General features: G+C 37.7%; 20 protein-coding genes. 19 read left to right on the top strand and 1 reads right to left on the bottom strand.

Annotation, left to right across the window (positions count from 1 at the left end; all coding sequences use genetic code 11):
* The first annotated feature begins 117 nt into the window (after positions 1–117).
* The 11 genes from ACHABU_RS04880 to ACHABU_RS04830 all read left to right on the top strand — a co-directional run bounded on the left by ACHABU_RS04880 (position 118) and on the right by ACHABU_RS04830 (position 7852).
* On the top strand, positions 118–468 hold the full coding sequence (locus ACHABU_RS04880; RefSeq protein WP_435762865.1) for a DUF192 domain-containing protein: 351 nt from the start codon (positions 118–120) through the stop codon (positions 466–468).
* A 62-nt stretch (positions 469–530) separates the two neighbouring features.
* Positions 531–713, top strand: a complete 183-nt coding sequence (locus ACHABU_RS04875; protein WP_435762863.1) for a Flp family type IVb pilin — start codon at positions 531–533, stop codon at positions 711–713.
* 76 nt (positions 714–789) lie between these two features.
* Complete coding sequence (locus ACHABU_RS04870; RefSeq protein ID WP_435762860.1) at positions 790–1296, top strand: A24 family peptidase; 507 nt, start codon at positions 790–792, stop codon at positions 1294–1296.
* Positions 1293–1667, top strand: coding sequence for a TadE/TadG family type IV pilus assembly protein (locus ACHABU_RS04865; protein ID WP_435762858.1), 375 nt, complete (start codon positions 1293–1295; stop codon positions 1665–1667). Before ACHABU_RS04870 ends, ACHABU_RS04865 begins: the two co-directional genes overlap by 4 nt.
* A 10-nt stretch (positions 1668–1677) precedes the next feature.
* Positions 1678–2595 (top strand): TadE/TadG family type IV pilus assembly protein, encoded by a 918-nt coding sequence (locus ACHABU_RS04860; protein ID WP_435762855.1) that lies wholly within the window; start codon positions 1678–1680, stop codon positions 2593–2595.
* A gap of 10 nt (positions 2596–2605) precedes the next feature.
* Positions 2606–3535: a Flp pilus assembly protein CpaB gene (gene cpaB, locus ACHABU_RS04855; RefSeq protein WP_435762853.1), complete on the top strand. Its 930-nt coding sequence runs from the start codon at positions 2606–2608 to the stop codon at positions 3533–3535.
* Between the two features lie 19 nt (positions 3536–3554).
* Positions 3555–4406: an AAA family ATPase gene (locus tag ACHABU_RS04850; RefSeq protein ID WP_435762851.1), complete on the top strand. Its 852-nt coding sequence runs from the start codon at positions 3555–3557 to the stop codon at positions 4404–4406.
* Complete coding sequence (locus tag ACHABU_RS04845; RefSeq protein ID WP_435762849.1) at positions 4357–5775, top strand: CpaF family protein; 1419 nt, start codon at positions 4357–4359, stop codon at positions 5773–5775. The genes ACHABU_RS04850 and ACHABU_RS04845 overlap by 50 nt, the downstream gene beginning before the upstream one ends.
* Position 5776: 1 nt before the next feature.
* Positions 5777–6712, top strand: coding sequence for a type II secretion system F family protein (locus ACHABU_RS04840; protein ID WP_435762847.1), 936 nt, complete (start codon positions 5777–5779; stop codon positions 6710–6712).
* A 5-nt stretch (positions 6713–6717) separates the two neighbouring features.
* Complete coding sequence (locus ACHABU_RS04835; protein ID WP_435762845.1) at positions 6718–7632, top strand: type II secretion system F family protein; 915 nt, start codon at positions 6718–6720, stop codon at positions 7630–7632.
* A gap of 4 nt (positions 7633–7636) precedes the next feature.
* A complete protein-coding gene (locus ACHABU_RS04830; protein ID WP_435763676.1) occupies positions 7637–7852 on the top strand; it encodes an EAL domain-containing protein in 216 nt (71 codons plus the stop codon).
* Positions 7853–8175: 323 nt separating this feature from the next.
* Here the strand turns inward: ACHABU_RS04830 and ACHABU_RS04825 are convergent, their stop codons facing one another.
* A complete protein-coding gene (locus ACHABU_RS04825) occupies positions 8176–9945 on the bottom strand; it encodes a glycoside hydrolase family 13 protein (protein ID WP_435762843.1) in 1770 nt (589 codons plus the stop codon).
* A gap of 321 nt (positions 9946–10266) precedes the next feature.
* Between ACHABU_RS04825 and ACHABU_RS04820 the strand changes: the two genes are divergently transcribed.
* The 8 genes from ACHABU_RS04820 (at position 10267) to ACHABU_RS04785 (ending at position 19779) form a co-directional block, all read left to right on the top strand.
* The gene (locus ACHABU_RS04820; RefSeq protein ID WP_435762841.1) at positions 10267–11544 is read left to right on the top strand and encodes an extracellular solute-binding protein; all 1278 of its coding nucleotides are present in this window, start codon (positions 10267–10269) and stop codon (positions 11542–11544) included.
* A gap of 79 nt (positions 11545–11623) precedes the next feature.
* Positions 11624–12913 (top strand): ABC transporter permease subunit, encoded by a 1290-nt coding sequence (locus ACHABU_RS04815; protein ID WP_435762839.1) that lies wholly within the window; start codon positions 11624–11626, stop codon positions 12911–12913.
* Between the two features lies 1 nt (position 12914).
* Entirely contained in the window at positions 12915–13757 is an 843-nt protein-coding gene (locus ACHABU_RS04810) for a sugar ABC transporter permease (protein WP_435762836.1), read from the top strand.
* 47 nt (positions 13758–13804) lie between these two features.
* The gene (locus tag ACHABU_RS04805; RefSeq protein WP_435762833.1) at positions 13805–16159 is read left to right on the top strand and encodes a glycoside hydrolase family 31 protein; all 2355 of its coding nucleotides are present in this window, start codon (positions 13805–13807) and stop codon (positions 16157–16159) included.
* A 25-nt stretch (positions 16160–16184) separates the two neighbouring features.
* Positions 16185–17219 (top strand): LacI family DNA-binding transcriptional regulator, encoded by a 1035-nt coding sequence (locus ACHABU_RS04800; protein WP_435762831.1) that lies wholly within the window; start codon positions 16185–16187, stop codon positions 17217–17219.
* Positions 17220–17380: 161 nt separating this feature from the next.
* Entirely contained in the window at positions 17381–17845 is a 465-nt protein-coding gene (locus ACHABU_RS04795) for a flavodoxin domain-containing protein (RefSeq protein ID WP_435762828.1), read from the top strand.
* A gap of 97 nt (positions 17846–17942) precedes the next feature.
* Positions 17943–18908, top strand: a complete 966-nt coding sequence (locus tag ACHABU_RS04790) for an N-acetylglucosamine kinase (RefSeq protein ID WP_435762826.1) — start codon at positions 17943–17945, stop codon at positions 18906–18908.
* Between the two features lie 16 nt (positions 18909–18924).
* Positions 18925–19779: a MurR/RpiR family transcriptional regulator gene (locus tag ACHABU_RS04785; protein ID WP_435762824.1), complete on the top strand. Its 855-nt coding sequence runs from the start codon at positions 18925–18927 to the stop codon at positions 19777–19779.
* The last annotated feature ends 310 nt before the right edge of the window (positions 19780–20089 follow it).

The raw sequence follows: 20089 nt of genomic DNA, 5'->3' as shown, positions 1-20089 counted from the left end.
TTCGAGCGTCTCGATAAATAACAGGAACAGTGGGGGATATTTATAAAGTCTTAAGCAATGCATAATAGGGATTGTAAGTTAGTCAACAAGTTACACCAACACCACAAGGAACGGGAGGTGCGACACATCAAATTAATTAATTCCCAGACAGAACAGGTAATTGCTGGAAAAGTAAAAGGAGCTTATACGTTCTGGCCGCGATTTAAAGGATTAATGCTGACAAAGAGCATGCCTGAAAATACAGGTCTTCATATATCGCCTTGTCCATCGATCCATACGTTTTTCATGAAATATAGCATTGATATTTTATATCTTAATAAAGAAAATGAGATCGTAGGAATCGAAGAAAATCTCGAACCAGGTAAAATTGGTAAACGGTTTTCGGGTGCATATTCAGTAATTGAATTTCCTGCTGGGACAATTAAAGATACACCCACGTTCAGTGGTCAAGCTGTAAAGTTTTGTTGACAAGGATTACGAGAAGGTCAAATAGAAAATAAAATAAAACATATATTAAGGGAGCGATTTTAATGTTAAACAAAATCAAAGGATTATTTATAGAAGAAAAAGGTCAAGGAATGACAGAGTATGGTTTGATTTTAGGACTGATTTCAGTAGCGGTGATTGGGGTATTGGTATTGTTTGCACCAGAACTCACTGGAATATTCCAAGAAGTTTTAGATAAACTTTCAGGTGCAAATCCAGCAGTATAATAACTAAAAAAGGTCCTATGTCTTAATAGGATCTTTTTATCTTTTTTATCAAACCACGAATGAAAGGATGGACCTCATGATTGATATTTTCCTTATTATTATTTTACTAATATGTTTAATTACAGACATTAAAAACAGAATGATCTACAACAAAGTAATATACCCGGCACTTTTAATCACATTTATCTACCACTTCACAACTGGTGGTTGGGAAGGTCTTAGCCATTCTTTCATTGGTTTTTTGATAGGTTTTGGATTATTGCTTATCCCGTACTTTATGGGTGGCATGGGAGCTGGAGATGTTAAACTGCTTGCTCTGATTGGTGCAATTAAAGGATCAGCATTTGTTTTTCAATCTTTTATTTATATCGCAATTATTGGTGCTCTAATGGCAATTGCAATTATTTTATTCCGTCGTGGAATGTTAAAGTCTATGATTTACTTTCTATCTAGTTTAAAGAATGGCGTTGTATTAAAAGGTGGCATTTCAAGAGGGTCGTTAACGGCTACCTATCCATACGGTGTTGCCATTGTTGGTGGAGCATTTCTATTGTTATTTATACAAGGTGTGAGTTTCCTATGATCAGGAAGCAAGATGGCCAATCGTTGGTAGAATTCGCATTGATTCTACCAATTTTATTAATGTTATTGGTAGGAATTTTCGATTTTGGAAGAATACTATATACCCATCTTCAGCTTGAAATGGTTGCACAGGAAGCGGTGAGAATTGGTGGTTTGGGTCAAGGGGATGAAGATATCCGCACCTATGCGATGACACAGTTTAATGGAGATGCTTCCAAACTGGAAGTATCGGTAACACCAGGAGAAAGTGTTCGGAAAGCCGGCGATTATGTCACGGTAACAATAGCCTACCCAGAGGAATTTATGAATGTACTTGGAGAAGCGGCCATTCCGTATACTGTAAAAACAGATTCCACGATACGGGTTGAATGAGGTGAACAGAATGGGATCTTTTTATAAGAAGATGAAAAAAAGTGAAGATGGAAATGCGATCATTCTTATGGCATTAGCAATGAGTGCGATGATTGCTATGGTTGGACTTGTTATCGACGGTGGGAATTTATTTGTATCTAAAAGCCATCTTCAGAAAACGGCAAATGCAGCTGCATTATCAGGTGCACAGGAAATTGTAAATTCGGAAGCTAATGTAAATGAAGTAGTTAATCAAATACTGGCATCACATGATGAAGTGGAAAGTCTATCACAGGTAAATATGGAAACAAGCCAACTGCATGTAGAACTTGCAAAAGATGTCCCGCTTTTCTTTGCCACTTTATTTGGAATTGATTCTATACCCATTGAGGCAGATGCAAAAGCAGGTTTAAATCCTATGGGAGAAGCGAAGGGAGCTGTCCCACTTGGTATCGATGAATCCGTAGAACTTGTTAATGGACAAACCTATGAATTGAAAGTGGATGCAGGTGATTCTGTAAGTGGAAACTTTGGTGTTCTCGCACTGGAGGGCCCAGGTGCGAAAACATATGAGGATAGCTTAACATATGGCTTCGATGAAGATTTAAAAGTTGGCGATATTGTTAATACACAGACAGGGAATATAGCAGGGGCTACAAGAAGTGGAATAAATTACAGAATAAGTAATTGTCCATATCCTGACGGTGAATACCAGCATCGGGATTGTCCAAGAGTAATGCTGGTTGTTGTATATAAACCTTACGAACAGACTTCAAACCAAATGAAAAAAGTAAAAATCACCGGGTTTGCTTATTTTTATATTACACAGCCGATGAGCAATACAGACGACTCGGTTAAAGGGATTTTCATTAAACGCACTGGACCTGGAATTACAGGCGAGAACAGTCCTGCAGACCGTGGTGCATATGCAATCAAATTAGTAGAGTAGGTGTTTATAATTGAAACCAAAAAAGGTACTACTGCTTGCTATCCTATCAGGGATTATTACGACGGCCTTATTTTATATGTTTATAAATAATAAAGCAGAAGGTACGAGTGCTTCCGAACCAGTAATAGAAATGACGGAAGTAGTTGTTGCAGCTACAGACATACCACAAGATCAGCAAATCTTACAAGAGCAAATCATAGTAAAGGAAATGCCAACTGATCAAGTTCATGCTGAAATGATACAGGATATAACGATGGCAATAAATCAGTACACTACCGCTGATATAAAACAAGATGAAGTATTAATGAACCACCGGATACAAGAAAAAGAGGAAGAAAAAGAAGTTGTATCACGGAAAATTAATGAAGGATATCGAGCGGTTTCTACAGAAGTAACTTATGTCACAGGTGTTTCCAATTTAATTCATCCAGAGGATTATGTTGACGTAGTTTTAACCTCTGATAAAAACATAGAAACAAAAATCATTCTGGAGAAAGTCCGTGTATTGGCTGTTGGCGAAAGAATGATTGAAAAGCAAATAGCGGATGCAATCGTATTATATCAAGCAGTCACGTTAGAGCTTGATCAGGATGATACGGTAAAGCTAATTAATGCAGATGCACATGGTGCACTTCAATTAGTGTTATACAGTAAGTCTGACGTTAACGAAGAGACAGTAGATCAAAAATCAACTCCAGAATCAGATCAGGAAATCACAGAAACAGACAGTAACATCATTACCATTCCTGCTGAATCTATTATCCGCAAGTCAGCAAGTTTATCGGCGCCTCCAATCGAAATCGTTAAAGAAGAGACATCACTGTTACTCCTTCACAACCAGGAAACGGATGAGGATGGAAGAATTTGGCTAGAAGTAGAGACAACGGATAAAGAAAATGGCTGGATCAGCAGCCGAATCATAAAAGGCGAACAAGAATAACGTTACGGAGGGATTTGACATGACAGAGAAACCTAATATCATACGGATTGCAGTCTGTAGTGCTGTTGGTGGAGTTGGTAGAACGACTATAACGGCTAACTTGGCAGCACTTCTGGCAAAGGAACATGTCAAAGTTACTGTCATTGATGCAGACCTTCAGTTTGGAGATATAGCGTTGGCTTTCGATCTTCATCCAACGCTTACTATTAAAGATCTAGCGGAGCGTAAGGATAAAGATAATATCCATTTTTATGTCATGAATCATGAATCTGGTGTACATGTCTTACCTGCACCTGACAGGCCAGAATATGCAGAATTGATTACTCCTGATTTTCTGAATTCAATCATTGATACACTGCATAACAATACAGAGGTATTGTTAATTGAAACACAAGCAGGTTTAAACGACTTAAATATTCAACTAATGGAAAAGGCAGATCTTATTTTAGTGGTCGGTACACCAAGAATGGCGGTATTAAAAAATACAAAGCTTTTGAGTGAAACACTAAGTATGCTCGGTTTAAAAGATAAAGCCCGATTAGTATTGAATAAAGCTACTTCAAATACTGTTATCAAATCAAAAGATATGGCAGAGCTCACAAATATGGAACAAGCATTCTTTTTGCCATTTGTGGATAAGCACATTGATCTTTCCCTGGACATGGGAGTACCAATTGTGTCCAGTCACCCAAAATTAACTTTCTCCAAAGAAATGGAAAAATTAGCTGAAAGTCTTAACCTTTACCATTCAAATAAGAAGGGCAATTTCGGTATTTTCTCAAAGTTTACGAATAAAGGTTATAGGTCGAGGGGGAGAAAAAATGAGTTTATTAGCACGGATTCAATCCAAGAGTCAAGAGCAAATTACTGAAAAGACGATAATAGAAGTTCCAAAAGAAGAAGTAGTATTACCAAAGGAAGAAACGATTTTATTTGATAATGCTATTTCATCAGCTGTTGAGAAGGATCATACTCCTGAGCTGACCAACGACTACTTTGAATTAAAAAATCTTATCTTTAAATACATTATAAAAGAACGAAATGATGAAGATATTGATAAAATTGTTGCGGATCTTGATTCCATTATATCCGAAATTCTGGATGAAAATGAAGGCTTAACCAACATAAATGACTGGAATATTCTTAAGGAAGAAATAAAAAATGATCTGACAGGATATGGTCCAATCAACCCGTTATTGCTTGACGAGAGTGTGACCGAGGTTATGGTTAATGGACCAAAACATGTATATGCAGAGCAGGGCGGTAAATTGGTGCTAACAAATATTAAGTTTCGTGACAATGAGCATGTGATGGCAGTGCTGGAGAAGATTGTTGCACCGCTTGGCAGACGAATTGATGAGAGCAGCCCAATGGTGGATGCCCGGTTGATGGATGGATCAAGGGTAAATGCGATTATTCCCCCATTGGCATTAAATGGACCTACAATAACGATTCGTAAATTTTCCAAGGATCCATTTACAATCCGTGATTTAGTTGGATTTGGTACGTTAACCGAGGAAATGGCTAATTTCATGAAGGCTTGTGTGGAAGCAAAATTGAATATTTTTGTAAGTGGCGGTACAGGGTCAGGTAAAACGACTACATTAAATGTATTATCTTCGTTTATTTCCAATAGAGATCGGATTGTAACGATTGAGGATGCTGCAGAGTTACAACTTGGTCAGGAGCATGTCGTTTCCTTAGAAACAAGACCACCTAATATTGAGGGAAAAGGAATGATTTCCATCCGTGATCTTGTTCGAAATTCGCTGCGTATGAGACCAGATCGGATTGTTATCGGTGAAGTTCGTGGAGGGGAAGCACTGGATATGCTTCAGGCCATGAATACAGGGCATGATGGATCACTTGCCACTGGGCACTCCAACAGTCCAAGGGATATGGTTGCTCGATTAGAAACAATGGTATTGATGGCTGGAATGGAATTACCAGTCAAAGCAATTCGTGAGCAAATTGCAGGGGCATTGGATGTAATTATTCAACAGTCCCGATTAAAAGATGGTACACGCCGCATTACGAATATCACGGAAGTACAAGGTTTGGAAGGCGATATTATTGTGCTGCAGGATATTTTTACCTTCAAGCAATTTGGTCTTGACGAAAATGGCAAGATATTAGGAAAGCTAGTTCCAACTGGTATCCGTCCCAAATTTTACGAGCGGATGGAAAATGAAGGGATACATCTTCCAACTTCTGTATTTACTGAAAAGGTAGAGAATTAATATGATGTTAATATTGATATTTTCCGTGTTTATCACAAGTTTTCTTTTTCTCATGGCAATTAGTCTTGCTCGTTATACTAAAAGTGGCAGCAAAGATAAAGTCGTTAAAAAGAAATTTTCTGTTAAAGAAATACTTAAAGAGATGAACCATAAGCTAACACTGCTTTTAATGAAAAATAAAAAACAAAGCAAGAAAAAAAACAGCTTGGATCAAAGGTTAAGTGTAGCTGGAGTTCCGATCAAGCCAGAAGAGTTTGCTGCTTTTCAATGGCTGGCAGCAGTTTTTGCTGGAGGGTTGTTTCATCTACTAATGGGTCATTTGCTCTTTTCCATTATTGGTTTCATTTTTGGATTTCAATTTCTACCTCTATGGCTGAAAACGAAAGAAAAGAAGCGGATAAAACAATTTAATATGGGGTTACCGAGTATGATTACTTCGATCATTGGCTCCTTACGAGCGGGATTCAGTTTACCTCAATCATTGCAAATGGTAGCAGAAGAATCCTATTCCCCGATTAAGGAAGAAGCAGAGCTAGTATTAAAGAAAATGCGTTATGGAACTAGCCTTGAAGATGCTTTGGTGGAATGGAAAGATCGAATACCTAGTGAAGATTTGGAATTAATGGTAGAAGCAATCATTATCCAGAGACAAGTAGGAGGAAATCTGGCTTTTCTACTAAATAAAATTGTTGAGACCATCAGGGAACGTTCTAAAATCCAGAATCAAATTAAAACACTTACAGCGCAAGGACGTTTATCTGGTATGATTATCAGTCTTCTGCCGGTAGCACTTGGTTTCGTTATTTACTTGATGAATCCAGAATATATTGGAACACTATTTACAAATCCAATTGGGATAGGAATGCTAATAGCTGGTGCTATAGGTGGTATTATTGGTTTTATATTGATACGTAAAATTACGACAATCGAGGTGTAAAATGGATGGCTTTATATGGTAGTTTTTTTATATTTGTATGCTTGTTAACCTATGCTGTAGTCGGTATGAAAGCAGAAAGAAAAGGACATATTCAAAATAGAATACAAACTTATTTTGTCATGAATACACCATCGTACCAAGCAGATATGGAGGAAGAAGAACTTTCCTTTTATGAGCGCGTTGTGCAACCTACTTGGATTTCATTTAAACGGAAATACACAAAAAGATTAGGGAAAGAAGAGGCATCCAAGCTCGAGCATCTGCTGTTGAAAGCGGGTCAGCCATTTGGTTTTAGCCCGGTAGGATTTAAAATGCTGCAGATTACGATAACCTTGGTAATGCCTTTAATTGGTGGGGGAATAGGCCTCCTTTTAAACGTGGAACTGCAGTATATCTTTCTTATTTTCTTTGTATGTTTTGCAGTAGCAATTATATTACCAAAGCAGTTTTTAAAAAAGGCGATTAAAAAAAGGAGCCAGTTAGCTGGAAAAGAACTTCCGGATATTCTTGACTTATTAACAATAAGCCTTGAAGCTGGGCTAGGCTTTGATGCCGCATTAAGCCAAGTTGTTTCCAAAAAACATGGGGAAGTTATTAAAGAATTTAAGGTATCTTTGGAAGAAATGCGTTTAGGGAAAACAAGGAAACAAGCATTAAACGCGATTAATGATCGCCTTGAATCGGATGAATTGAGAGCATTAATTTATAATATCGTACAGGCGGAAAAACTAGGTATTGGAATGGTTTCTGTTTTACGTGTGCAGACAGAGGAAATACGCGAATATAGAAGACAAAAGGCTGAAGAAGCGGCAATGAAAGCTCCAATTAAAATGATGTTTCCATTGGTATTATTTATTTTCCCTACCTTATTTATCATTCTATTGGGGCCTGCGATGATTCAGCTTATGGGTTCTTTTTAATGGGATTGGGATTAGGCGAATTTTCTACCAGCCCTGTGTAAATACAACAATAAGTAAAGTAGACAGTGCAGAAGCTTTACTTCGTTGGAACCATCCAAACTGGGGTATTGTTTCGCCAAGTGAATTTATTCCATTGGCAGAAGAGACCGGACAAATTATTGAGATTGGCAATTGGATAATCAGGTCAGTCTGTAATCAAATCCGGAATGAAACACATTGAAATTGTTCTTTCCAATAGGAATAAAATCCTAATGAAGGTGTATTTATGATTTACTGCTATATTTCCCGTAAGTGTTGTAATAGGAAAGGGGGAGGAAGGAGAGTTTCAGTTTGGGAGCATCTCTAATGAAAACTATCACTAAAAGAAATGTATATTAAAAACATAAAGACTGAGTGCTTTGTTTAAATCAAAAAAAGAGTGAAAAAATAATTTCCCACTCTTATCTTTCCGATAGATTAGTTTTTCACAACAATATGGCTATATTTTTTTGCTGAGTTCTAGGGCAGATACTCCATAAGACAGTTATTTTAAAGTGTTCGGTATTAACGTTCATGAACTTTTATTATTGAAAAATCATTTGATCCTGTTTCAATTATCAAGGATTCCTCAGTTGGGATGAGTGTACGATCATTCCATAAGTCTTTGATAGTTTTAGCAGAAATGTCCTCTTTTATAGCTGCTTTTATAGGAGTTTTGCCGGGATTTATAATGATATAGATCGTTTCGTTATTATATTTTTTCGAATAAACAAGATGGTTTGATTCTGCACTTGATTCAATAATCTGAATGTTACCTTTGTTACCGAAGGCTGCTTCCGATTTACGTAATTGAATTAGTTTTTTGATAAATAATTTTAGATTTATATCCTGCTTATCTTCCTCCCATACCATACAATTTCTGCAATCAGGATCATTTTTTCCTGTCATACCAATTTCATCGCCATAATAGATACAAGGTGTACCCTTGAATGATAATTGTAGTAAATAAAGTAGTTTGGCCCTTTGTTTATTATTGTTACATAATGTTAAAACCCGAGGGGTATCATGACTACCTAACAAGTTAAATGCTGCTTCATTTACATTTTCAGGGTAGGAGAACAGAACAGTTGTGATTTGATTTGCAAATGATTCGGCATTTATTTTGTCATTGGCTAAATAATCAAGAGCAGCAATGGTAAATGGATAGTTCATCACTGCATCAAATTGGTCACCCTGTAACCATGGCATAGAATCATGCCAAATTTCACCTAGAATATAAACATCCTCTTTTACACTCTTTACTTCTTTTCTAAACTCTCTCCAAAAATTATGATCAACCTCATTTGCAACATCAAGACGCCAGCCATCAATATCAAATTCGCTGATCCAATAACGGGCTACATCTAATAAATAATTCTTGACTTCTGGATTTTCCGTATTTAGCTTCGGCATTGATCCGACAAAACCAAACGTATCATAATTTGGTTTTGGTTCAGGGGTTACCGGAAAATCCCAAATATGAAACCAATCCTTATACCTTGATTCTTCCTGATTTTTCAATACATCCTGAAATGGGGCAAAGTAATATCCGCTGTGATTAAATACCGCATCAAGCATAACGCGGATTCCTCTCCTATGACATTCATCAACCAGCTGACGAAATGTCTCTTTATTTCCGAATTGAGGATCAATCTCCATGTAATCAATGGTATCGTATTTGTGGTTTGAATGTGCTGTAAATATTGGTGTGAAATAGAGGCCATTTATTCCTAGGTCAACGAGATAATCCAAATGCTCTATAACACCTTCAAAATCTCCGCCAAAAAAATTAGTAGGAGAAGGAGGAGCACTACCCCAAGATAATACATTTTCGGGATTATTTTTTACATTACCGTTTGCAAAACGCTCCGGGAAGATTTGATACCACACTGTGTCCTTTACCCACTCAGGCGCCCGAAATAAATCAGCTGAATGCAAAAAAGGAAAGCAGAAATAATAGGCAACATCATCAAATGGCGCATTGTCGTAAAAGCCCTTTTCTGTATAAACTATTTTTTCTTCTTCGCTGAAAAGTTCAAAACCATACCTCAGTCGGCGAAATGGTGGGGTGACCTCCACTATCCAATAGTCAAATAATCCATCAGATGCCTGGAGCAGCATTTTTTTACGGTCGGCTTGCCATCCTTTGTCAGTCCAGTCATTTGGATCCCCATTTATGAGCATAACAAAATTTACATCATCTTTTTTTGTGCGTAGTCGAATGTGTAACGATTTCTCATTGATTGCATAAGCATAGTTATTTTTCGGTCGGTGGTAAATGGCTTCTTTCAGCACTTTAGATACTCCCCTTATAAAAAATATTTCATATTAAATATGAGCAATCGTTTGCATAGTTGATAGAACTATAGTACCAGTAAACGATGTGAAGAAACAATGCTATTTCTCTACATAAATAATAGAAAAACTATTGTGGATATTTATAAACGCTTATCGCATAAATATATTCTAACATAATCTATATCTTCGAGAAATAAAAATTGTTAAAATTTTCATTGCAATTAATAATTCCGTATGTATAATTAAAGTTGTTGATGTGCAATCGTTTTCACAAACAATAAATTGAAAACGATTACATATAAAATAGGAGGGGTTAATATGAGGAAATGGTTGGTCTTACTAGTTTCATTATTTTTTATAGCTGTTTTAGTGGCGTGTGCTCCTGAACGTGAAGAAAGTGGCGCTACGGATAGTGGTGACAATGGAGATTCAGTGGAAGAAGAAAAACCAGGAAAACTAGTAATCTGGGAAGATAAAGATAAGGGTATTGGTTTAGATGCAGCAATTGAAAGCTTTGAAGAGGAATATGGTATCAAAGTCGAATATAGAGAAATGGATATGGCAACAGAAATCCGTGAACAAATGAGACTTGATGGACCATCGGGTCAAGGGCCGGACATAATAACTCTACCACATGATCAGATAGGTCAGGTTGTTACAGAAGGATTAGTTGCTCCATTGGAAGTCGAATCATCCATTACTGATATCTATACGGAATCATCAATTATGGCGCAAACATATGATGGTCAATTATATGGCCTACCAAAAGCAACAGAAACGCCAGTATTTATATATAACAAAGCACTTATGGCAGAGCCGGTGGAAACTTTCGATGAGTTATTTGAGTTTTCTAAGGAATTGGCTGGCAGTGATCAATATGGTTATTTGGCATTATGGGATAATTTCTATTTTGCAAATTCGGTATTACAAGGTTACGGTGGTTATGTATTTGGAGATGATGGAGGAGTCCCTGACCCACAAGATTTAGGGGTGAATAACGAAGGAGCTGTAGAAGGTGCTGAGTATATCCAACAGTGGTATGAAGAGATTTTCCCTTCAGGTATTGTTGGGGAAAGTGGCGGATCTGCAAAAGATGGTTTATTCCAGGAAGGAAAGGTTGCCTCTGTAATGGATGGGCCATGGGCATTCCAGACACTTAAGGATATAGGAATGGATTACGGGGTTACGCCAATGCCTAAACTCCCTAATGGAGAGTACCCAATAACGTTTATGGGTGTTAAGGGTTGGCATCTATCAAGCTTTTCTAATAATAAAGAATGGGCAACTATATTAATAGAGTGGATAGCAAATGAAGAAAACGCTAAAATCCGGTTTGAAGAAACAAATGAAATTCCTCCTGTGAAGACATTGATAGAGGACCCAATTATTGCAGATAATGAGGGTGCCCAAGCTGTAGCGATACAGTCTCAACGTGCAATACCTATGCCAAACATTCCAGAAATGTCCGAGGTTTGGGAACCTATGGCACAAGCATTGCAATTAATTGCCACTGGCAAATCTGATCCTAAGGAAGCATTGGATGAAGCGCAATCCTCAATAGCTGATCAAATTGAATTGAATCATACAGGCAATTAAATGATTAAAAGCAGTATCTCAACATAGCCCCTGAGATACTGCTTATCATTAGGAAATGGTTCTGAAAGGTGGAACTCTGATGTTACAGACTGACACAGAACATAAAAAGAATAAAAGAAAAATAGCTTTAATCCTTTCAATTATTCCTGGTCTCGGTCAAATTTATAATAAACAAGTTTATAAAGGTTTGATACTTCTTGTGTTAACCATTTCATTTTTTATTGCATTTCGTGATTTATTTCAATATGGTTTCTGGGGGTTAATCACATTAGGTGTTGATCCTCAGTATGACCACTCTATATTTTTACTAATTGAAGGTATACTCACAGTTATCATAACTATTTTGTTTTTGGGGATATATGCCTTTAATTTTTATGATGCATATAAAGTTGGAAGAAAACGTGATACCTCTGAAAAGGTAAATGGTCTTCGAGAACAATATCACACACTGATAGATAACGGATTTCCTTATTTAATGATGTCCCCGGGATTTTTGTTAATGGTTTTTGTTGTCATTTTCCCTATATTATTTGTCATTTTATTATCATTTACAAATTATAGTTTATACCATTCGCCACCAGCAAATTTGGTAGATTGGATTGGGTTTCAAAATTTTGTTGATATATTTAAAATTCCAATTTGGCGCAAAACTTTTTTTAGTGTTTTTGCATGGACAATTGTCTGGACATTTGCAGCTACTACACTACAAATTGGGTTAGGGATCTTATTGGCAGTCATAATGAATCAGCCAGATATTAAGTTTAAAAGACTTATCCGGACTATTTTTATTTTGCCATGGGCAGTACCTGCATTTGTTTCTTTACTGGTTTTTGCAGGCATGTTTAATGAAACCTTTGGAACAATTAACAGAGATATCCTGGCATTCTTTGGGATAGATGGCATTCCATGGATGACCAATGCTATGTATACTCGACTGGCATTAATATTTATTCAAACATGGCTTGGATTTCCGTTTATATTTGCTATGACTACCGGGGTATTGCAGTCGATTCCTTCTGAATTATATGAGGCCGCAGATGTAGATGGTGCAACCATTATTCAAAAGTTTAGGAGTATAACATTGCCGCTTATTCTTTTTTCAACGGCACCTATTTTGATTACTCAATTTACTGGTAACTTTAATAATTTTAATGCCATTTATCTATTTAATGGCGGGGGACCGGCAGTACCAGGTCAAAATGCAGGTGGAACAGACATATTAATTTCCTGGATCTATTCATTAACGATGAATTCTGCTCAATATGGAAAGGCTGCTGCAATTACAATGATTTTATCATTAATAGTTATCATTGTAGCTTTATGGCAGTTTAGAAGAACAAAATCCTTCCAAGAAGAGGATATGATGTAAAATGAATACGAATAAGCAAAAAATCATACGTTTAACGTTGTCTTATATAGTTATTTTTACGATGATGATTATTATTCTATTTCCAATACTATGGATTGTTGGTTCGTCTTTCAATCCGGGAAATAGTTTGTCAGGATCCAGTATAGTTCCGAAAAATGCGACTTTTGCACATTATAAGGAACTTTTTGATCCGCAACAAAGTGATTATTTATTATGGTATTGGAATACATTGAAAGTCTGTGTGATTACAATGATATTTTCCGTAATTCTGGTCAGCCTGGCAGCGTATTCGTTTTCTCGCTATCGTTTTATTGGGAGAAAGAATGGGCTGATGACATTTTTAATTTTACAAATGATTCCTAACTTTGCAGCGTTAATAGCAATATATGTACTAGCATCATTAACTGGTTTATTGGATACTCACTTAGGTTTAATATTAATTTATACTGGTGGGTCGATCCCAATGAATACGTATCTTATGAAGGGTTATCTTGATACGCTACCAAAAGAACTGGATGAATCTGCACGAATGGATGGTGCAGGACATTTAAGGATTTTTTGGCAAATAATACTGCCTCTTGCTAAACCTATAATAGCGGTAGTGGCATTGTTCACTTTTATTGCTCCATTCACGGACTTTATTTTAGCAAGGATTCTTCTTCGTTCAGAAGAAAATTATACATTGGCAGTAGGTCTTTACCAAATGATAGCTAAGCAGTTTGGTAATGAGTTTACTTTGTTTGCTGCGGGTGCTGTATTAATCGCAGTTCCAATCTCAATATTATTTTTACTACTGCAAAAATATTTCGTTACAGGATTAACTGCAGGGGGTATAAAGGGATAATCTGAAGAAAAAACAGACTAACTTATATATGCACAGGAGGAAAACCGATGCTTAAAGATACTAGTTTTGCCATTCATCCAGGGATGGAGCAACAATCTGGACCAGTAGTTTACCGGGATATTGGAAATGTATTGAATCATACAGAATCTGATAACACCTATCTATTTTCATGTGAAAATGGAAATGTAGCTGTTCAATTTTATACTGATTCAATTGTGCGAGTGGCTATGAATCAAAAGACTGAACCAAAGCTTCATGTTTCAAAGACAGTTCATGTTACTCCAGGGGACTTGAGGATTACAGAAGTAAATTCAGAAGAAGTTTTAAGACTTAAAACTAATAATCTGGTACTTATTATTAGAAAAGCACCTTTTAGGATAACGGTAATGGATGATCAGGACCGTGTGATTGTCGCTGAAGGTGATAAGGGAATGGCTTATCGTGAAAATGGAGAAGTAACCGTATTTAAAGAGATGAATGAAGATGATCATTTCTATGGGTTTGGTGAAAAATCCGGTTATCTTGATAAGCGAGGAGAAAAATACGAGATGTGGAATACGGATGTTTATGCTCCGCATAATCCAGAGACTGATCCATTGTATGAGTCTATTCCCTATTTCATGACATTACGTCATGGCAGAGCACATGGTGTGTTTTTTGACAATACATTTCGGACCAAATTTGATATGAAGACAGCATCTAACTATTATTCCTTTTCTGCTGAAGGTGGCCAAATTGACTATTATGTGATGGCCGGACCGGAACCAAAAGCAGTTTTGGAGCAATATACACACCTAACTGGCCGAATGCCTTTACCACCGAAGTGGGCAATTGGCTACCATCAATCACGTTACAGCTATGAAACAGAAACGGAAGTGCGAGAGCTTGCAAAAAGCTTTGTAGAGCATGACATTCCAGTCGATGTCATTCATTTGGATATTCACTATATGAATGGCTACCGAGTCTTTACCTTTGATAAGGAACGTTTTCCGAATCCAAAAAAATTAATTTGTGACTTGAAGGAAATGGGTATCCGAATTGTACCAATTGTGGACCCGGGTGTAAAAAAAGATTCGGAATATCCGATTTATCAGGAGGGTGTAAGAGAGGATCTGTTTTGTAAATATATGGAGGGTGATATCTATTTTGGGGAAGTTTGGCCAGGTGATAGTGCATTCCCTGATTTCACAGATGGAAAAGCTCGTAAATGGTGGGGTGACCAGCATGCATTTTACACAAATATCGGAATAGAGGGTATTTGGAATGATATGAATGAACCTGCAGTCTTTAATGAAACGAAAACGATGGATGTATCTGTTATGCACCGGAATGATGGGGAACCGACAACGCATCGTGAGCTTCATAATGTTTACGGTCTTTTTATGGGGCAGGCGACATATGAAGGGATGAAAGAGCAGCTTAAGGGGAAACGTCCATTTATACTGACCCGTGCTGGCTATGCGGGAGTTCAGCGTTATGCATCGGTTTGGACCGGAGATAATCGCAGTTTTTGGGAACATTTACAAATGTCCCTGCCAATGGTGATGAACCTGGGGCTATCGGGTGTCCCCTTTACCGGTCCGGATGTCGGTGGCTTTGCCCATGATACAAATGCTGAATTACTAACCCGTTGGACACAGGTTGGAGCATTCACACCATATTTCCGCAATCATTCAGCAATTGGAACACTATATCAGGAGCCATGGCAATTTGGTGAAAAGTATGAAGCGATTATGAAAAAATATATTCAAATGCGATATAAATGGATGCCTCAGCTTTATTCGTTATTTTATCAAGCGAACAAACGAGGGTTGCCAGTGATGCGTCCGCTATTAATGGAATACCCTTCCGATGCGAAAACCTATAATTTGAATGATCAGTTTATGTTTGGTGATAATGTTGTCATAGCACCAATATTAACACCATCTACAACAGATCGGACCGTATATTTACCTGCTGGTGATTGGATAGAATTTACAACAGGTAAAAAGTACACTGGTGAGAAACTGCATCTAATCCATGCAGAGTTGGAAGATATGCCTATTTTTGTGAAAGCAGGAACAGCAATCATGCTAGGGGAATGGAATTCAAATGCTGATAAGACATCAAAAAACATTAGCATGGAGATTTATGCAGGGGAATGTGATGAGACATACGCGTTCACCTATTATGATGATGATGGAGAAACATTTGCTTATGAGGACGGCAGCTATCTTAAAATGGATGTAGAAGTTACTTCGCATATAAATACGGTTGAAGTAAGCGTGCGAAATAAAAACGGTGATTATACACCAGAATATAACGAAATTATCGTTAATATAATTGGGCTAAGAGAAGGGGGAAATGTTATAATCAACGGTGAAATAAGTCGAGATATTGATAAATTAAGCTTGAAAATCTAAATTAATAGTAGAGGGTGAGAGAGAAATGGTAACAATCAAAGATGTAGCAAAGGCAACAGGTGTATCGCCCTCTACTGTATCCAGGGTTATTGCGGACAATCCACGGATAAGTCCGGAGACGAAAAAGAAAGTCAGAAAGTCATTGAAAGAACTTGGCTACCATCCGAATATCAGTGCCCGCAATCTCGTAGCTAAATCGACAAAGGCAATTGGTGTTATTATGCCATCATCTGCTGATAAGGCACTGCAAAATCCTTTCTTTCCAGAGATTTTGAGAGGAGTCGGTTCTGTTACACATAGGATGCAATATTCCATGACACTATCAAGTGGTCAGACAGAGGAAGAAATATTTGAAGAGGTTCAGCGTATGGTACATGGGAGTTATGTTGATGGAGTTATTTTGCTCTATTCCAGAATCAATGACCGCGTGATGAATTTCCTTCGCGAAAATGAATTTCCATTTCTAATAGTCGGAAAGCCATATGAAAATATTAATGAAATTACACATGTGGATAACGATAACTTCAGTGCAGGAAAAGAAATAACGAAATATTTGATTGACCACGGCCATGAAAGAATTGCATTTATCGGTGGGTCAAAAGAGCTTTTCGTTACGCTGGACAGGGAATCAGGATATGAAGCGGCATTGAAGGAAGCTGGATTGGAAGTTGTAGAGACGTATAAGATACACACTGAATTTTTAAAGTCCGGGGGCAGAGAAGCGGTAGAAAATTTGCTGGCATTAGAAAAACGTCCAACCGGTATCGTCGTAAGTGATGACTTAATGAGTCTCGGTGTGTTGAGCATGCTAGAGGAATCAGGGGTTAATGTGCCACAGGATATTTCATTGGTAAGCTTCAATAATGTTTACTTATCAGAAATAACCCGCCCAGCTTTAACAACTGTTGATATTCAAATTCAACAGTTGGGTGCGCAGTCAGCGAAAGCGTTAATTGAGAAAACAATTAATGAAAAAGAGCCCGCTAAGCGAATTATCATCCCTCATCGGATTGTTTGTCGCGATTCGGTACGTATACGACCAAAAAAGAGCCAAATTTAAGGCTCTTTTTTTGTTCGACAAAATCCGGGGAGTGACAGGCACCTTGCTCAGTTGTACACATTTCGGACATAGTTTTGTGTTAAATTCTTGGAACTAATTGAAAATGATTATCATTATCAGTAAAATGGAGTTAGATAATAATCTTGAATGGAGGGGAAGCAATGAATAAGGTGCTTATACTTTATGCAAGCTCAACCGGTAATACGGAGATGATTGCCGATGCAATGGTTTCCTATCTTGAAAGTCATCGCTACCATGTTGTAACGAAATCATTTGAATTCGATTCCATCGATGTGGAGGAACTACTTGATTATGACTTGGTGTTGATTGGTACACACTCTGCAGATGATGGACAGATTCCCTTTGAGGCGGAGCATTTCTATGATGATCTGGATAACATAGATCTTAAAGACAGGTTAATTGGCGTGTTTGGTTCAGGAGAATCGTTTTATGATGTGTTCTGTGAGTCCATTGAAATGATGGGTGATCGATTGGTTCATCTTGGTGCAAGGCTCGTCCCAACCCGTTTGAAAGTAGAACTCGAGCCGGATGCAAAAGATAAGGTGCGATGTGAAGCGTTTGTAAAGGAAGCATGCGAGATGATTGGGGAAACAGTGGGGTCCTAGCACTGTATTCTCTTTTTTTATGTTATTTGAAATTAAATTTCAGTAAGAGTATTTTTTTATAACATAATATTATATAATGTAGCTAGGGGGTGACTCGGTGGAATTTCTAATGGGTATTGATGGTGGTGGGACAAAAACGGTCGCTGCAATAGCGGACAGAAATGGGAATATTTTAGCACAGACAAGAACAGGCTCTACAAATCCGAATTCATCCTCAAAACAAGAGCTTGAAAAAACATTCAGAAATTTATTCAGCTCTTTGGAAGAACAAGTGCCCGCTAGCTTTCAAAGGATTACGTATCTGTTCGCTGGTATTGCTGGAGCTGGTAATAAAGCTAACCAGATTTTCTTGAAAGAAATGATTCAACGATTTGTCCCAGCATCTACGTCTGTTGTAGTAGAACCAGATACGATTAACGCTCTTTATTCCGGTACATACGGAAAGCCTGGGATTGTTCAAATATCCGGTACAGGATCCATTACATACGGAATTAACAGCAGTCTGAAGCATGATCGTGTTGGTGGTTGGGGGTATTTATTAGGTGATGAGGGTAGTGGCTATGATATAGGACGCCAAGGAATGATGGCAGTGTTAAAGGCCTATGACGGGAGAGGTCCAGCTACGGTCATGTCCCAGTTAATGTTTACCTATTTTAATGCAGACAATGGCCAAGATTTGATTCAAAAGATATATACATCACCAAGACCCAAAAATGAAATTTCAGCTCTTTCGAAAATAGTAATACAATCCTACCACAAACAGGATCCCGTGGCTGAGGAAATCATTGCAAATGTGATTGAGGAAATAACCTACAGTGTTGAAACATTATATAAAAAATTATTTTCTGAACATGACATAGTGAAAGTCGTATTATGTGGAGGTGTTTTTAGCGAAAAGGCTATTTCTGAATTAATAAAGAAGAGCCTAAGTAAAAATCCCCATACAACTGTTGTATTCCCTGAGATGCCTCCAGTGGGTGGTTCACTAATCGGTGCCTATGTTATGCAGGGAGAGCTTCCTACGAAGGAAATGATTAAAAATATAAAGGGTACAATCCAATAGATAAGAAGGTGAAGGAATGTCTCATATTAAAGGCGGACTAGTAATTTTAAAGGATATGGTAAACAGCTTGCCACCTTCCGAGAAAAAAATAGCGGAATACATATTGAAAAATCCTGAGGAGTCCATTCTTCTGACAGCCTTAATGCTTGGTGAAAAAAGTAAAACAAGTAGTGCTGCAGTTATCCGTTTGTGTAAATCATTAGGCTTTCGTGGATTTCAGGAGCTTAAGATTAGAGTTGCTGGTGATTTACAGAAGCAGGTTGTAACGGAATATCGGGATATTGAGCCAAATGAGGGTTTTAAAAATATTATTGATAAAGTAACAACCAATACGATACAAACACTTAAAGAAACTGCAGATATAATGAATGAAGAAGATTTGCAAGCGGCTGTAAAGGCATTGGAGAATGCACCAGCTATCATCTTTTTCGGTGTTGGTGCTTCCTATATTGCTGCAAAAGATGCTGAACAGAAGTTTTTACGAATTAATAAGAATGCGTATGCATTTTCTGATGCGCATATGGCTGCAACATCCATTGCGAATAAAGGACCGAATGATGTGGTAGTTGGCATTTCTTTTTCAGGGAATACAGAAGAAGTTGCAAGACTATTAAAGCTTGCAAAACATAAAAACACAACGACAATTAGTATTACAAAATACGGGAATTCATTGGTGTCGAATTACTCCGATATTCAATTACATACATCTGCTGCAAAGGAAGCAACCATACGAAGTGGTGCAACCTCTTCCCGAATCGCACAACTGCAGGTAATCGATATATTATTTATGTGTTTAGCATCTGTTCAATATGAGGAGACCGTTCGACATTTAGATGAAACGAGAGAAGCCATATCCTTTTTTAAGAAATGAAACGGATATAGCTTCTTTTTTTTAGGGCTCTTAAATTGTTTGTCTGCGGTTACTCGTCCGATTGAAAATGGATTGTTGCTATTAAAGTATTGCGGAGTGGAGAAAAAATGCGAAGTAACTGCTTTTCCCGCCGTCCGTGATCGCTCTGGGCGGATGCTTTCCGCGGGCACGGCCTCAGCCTCCTCGAGAAGACCACTCTGCGGGGTCTTCGGACACGTGCTTTTCCCGCAGGAGTCACCGCCCTCCGCTCACCCGGACTGGTAAAGTTGTGATACGATTTTTATCTAATATCACTAAGCTGTTAATCTTT

This window comes from Oceanobacillus sp. CF4.6, from assembly GCF_051262635.1.
In the GTDB taxonomy this organism is placed as follows: Bacteria; Bacillota; Bacilli; order Bacillales; family Amphibacillaceae; genus Oceanobacillus.
This window is presented reverse-complemented; position numbering and strand designations above follow the sequence as displayed.

Coding starts and splice junctions, on each gene's coding strand:
- ACHABU_RS04845 (WP_435762849.1), top strand. CDS start 4,357: ATGAGTTTATTAGCACGGATTCAATCCAAGAGTCAAGAGCAAATTACT.
- ACHABU_RS04860 (WP_435762855.1), top strand. CDS start 1,678: ATGGGATCTTTTTATAAGAAGATGAAAAAAAGTGAAGATGGAAATGCG.
- ACHABU_RS04815 (WP_435762839.1), top strand. CDS start 11,624: ATGTTACAGACTGACACAGAACATAAAAAGAATAAAAGAAAAATAGCT.
- ACHABU_RS04785 (WP_435762824.1), top strand. CDS start 18,925: ATGTCTCATATTAAAGGCGGACTAGTAATTTTAAAGGATATGGTAAAC.
- ACHABU_RS04875 (WP_435762863.1), top strand. CDS start 531: ATGTTAAACAAAATCAAAGGATTATTTATAGAAGAAAAAGGTCAAGGA.
- ACHABU_RS04865 (WP_435762858.1), top strand. CDS start 1,293: ATGATCAGGAAGCAAGATGGCCAATCGTTGGTAGAATTCGCATTGATT.
- ACHABU_RS04800 (WP_435762831.1), top strand. CDS start 16,185: ATGGTAACAATCAAAGATGTAGCAAAGGCAACAGGTGTATCGCCCTCT.
- ACHABU_RS04795 (WP_435762828.1), top strand. CDS start 17,381: ATGAATAAGGTGCTTATACTTTATGCAAGCTCAACCGGTAATACGGAG.
- ACHABU_RS04820 (WP_435762841.1), top strand. CDS start 10,267: ATGAGGAAATGGTTGGTCTTACTAGTTTCATTATTTTTTATAGCTGTT.
- ACHABU_RS04805 (WP_435762833.1), top strand. CDS start 13,805: ATGCTTAAAGATACTAGTTTTGCCATTCATCCAGGGATGGAGCAACAA.
- ACHABU_RS04850 (WP_435762851.1), top strand. CDS start 3,555: ATGACAGAGAAACCTAATATCATACGGATTGCAGTCTGTAGTGCTGTT.
- ACHABU_RS04810 (WP_435762836.1), top strand. CDS start 12,915: ATGAATACGAATAAGCAAAAAATCATACGTTTAACGTTGTCTTATATA.
- ACHABU_RS04835 (WP_435762845.1), top strand. CDS start 6,718: ATGGCTTTATATGGTAGTTTTTTTATATTTGTATGCTTGTTAACCTAT.
- ACHABU_RS04870 (WP_435762860.1), top strand. CDS start 790: ATGATTGATATTTTCCTTATTATTATTTTACTAATATGTTTAATTACA.
- ACHABU_RS04840 (WP_435762847.1), top strand. CDS start 5,777: ATGATGTTAATATTGATATTTTCCGTGTTTATCACAAGTTTTCTTTTT.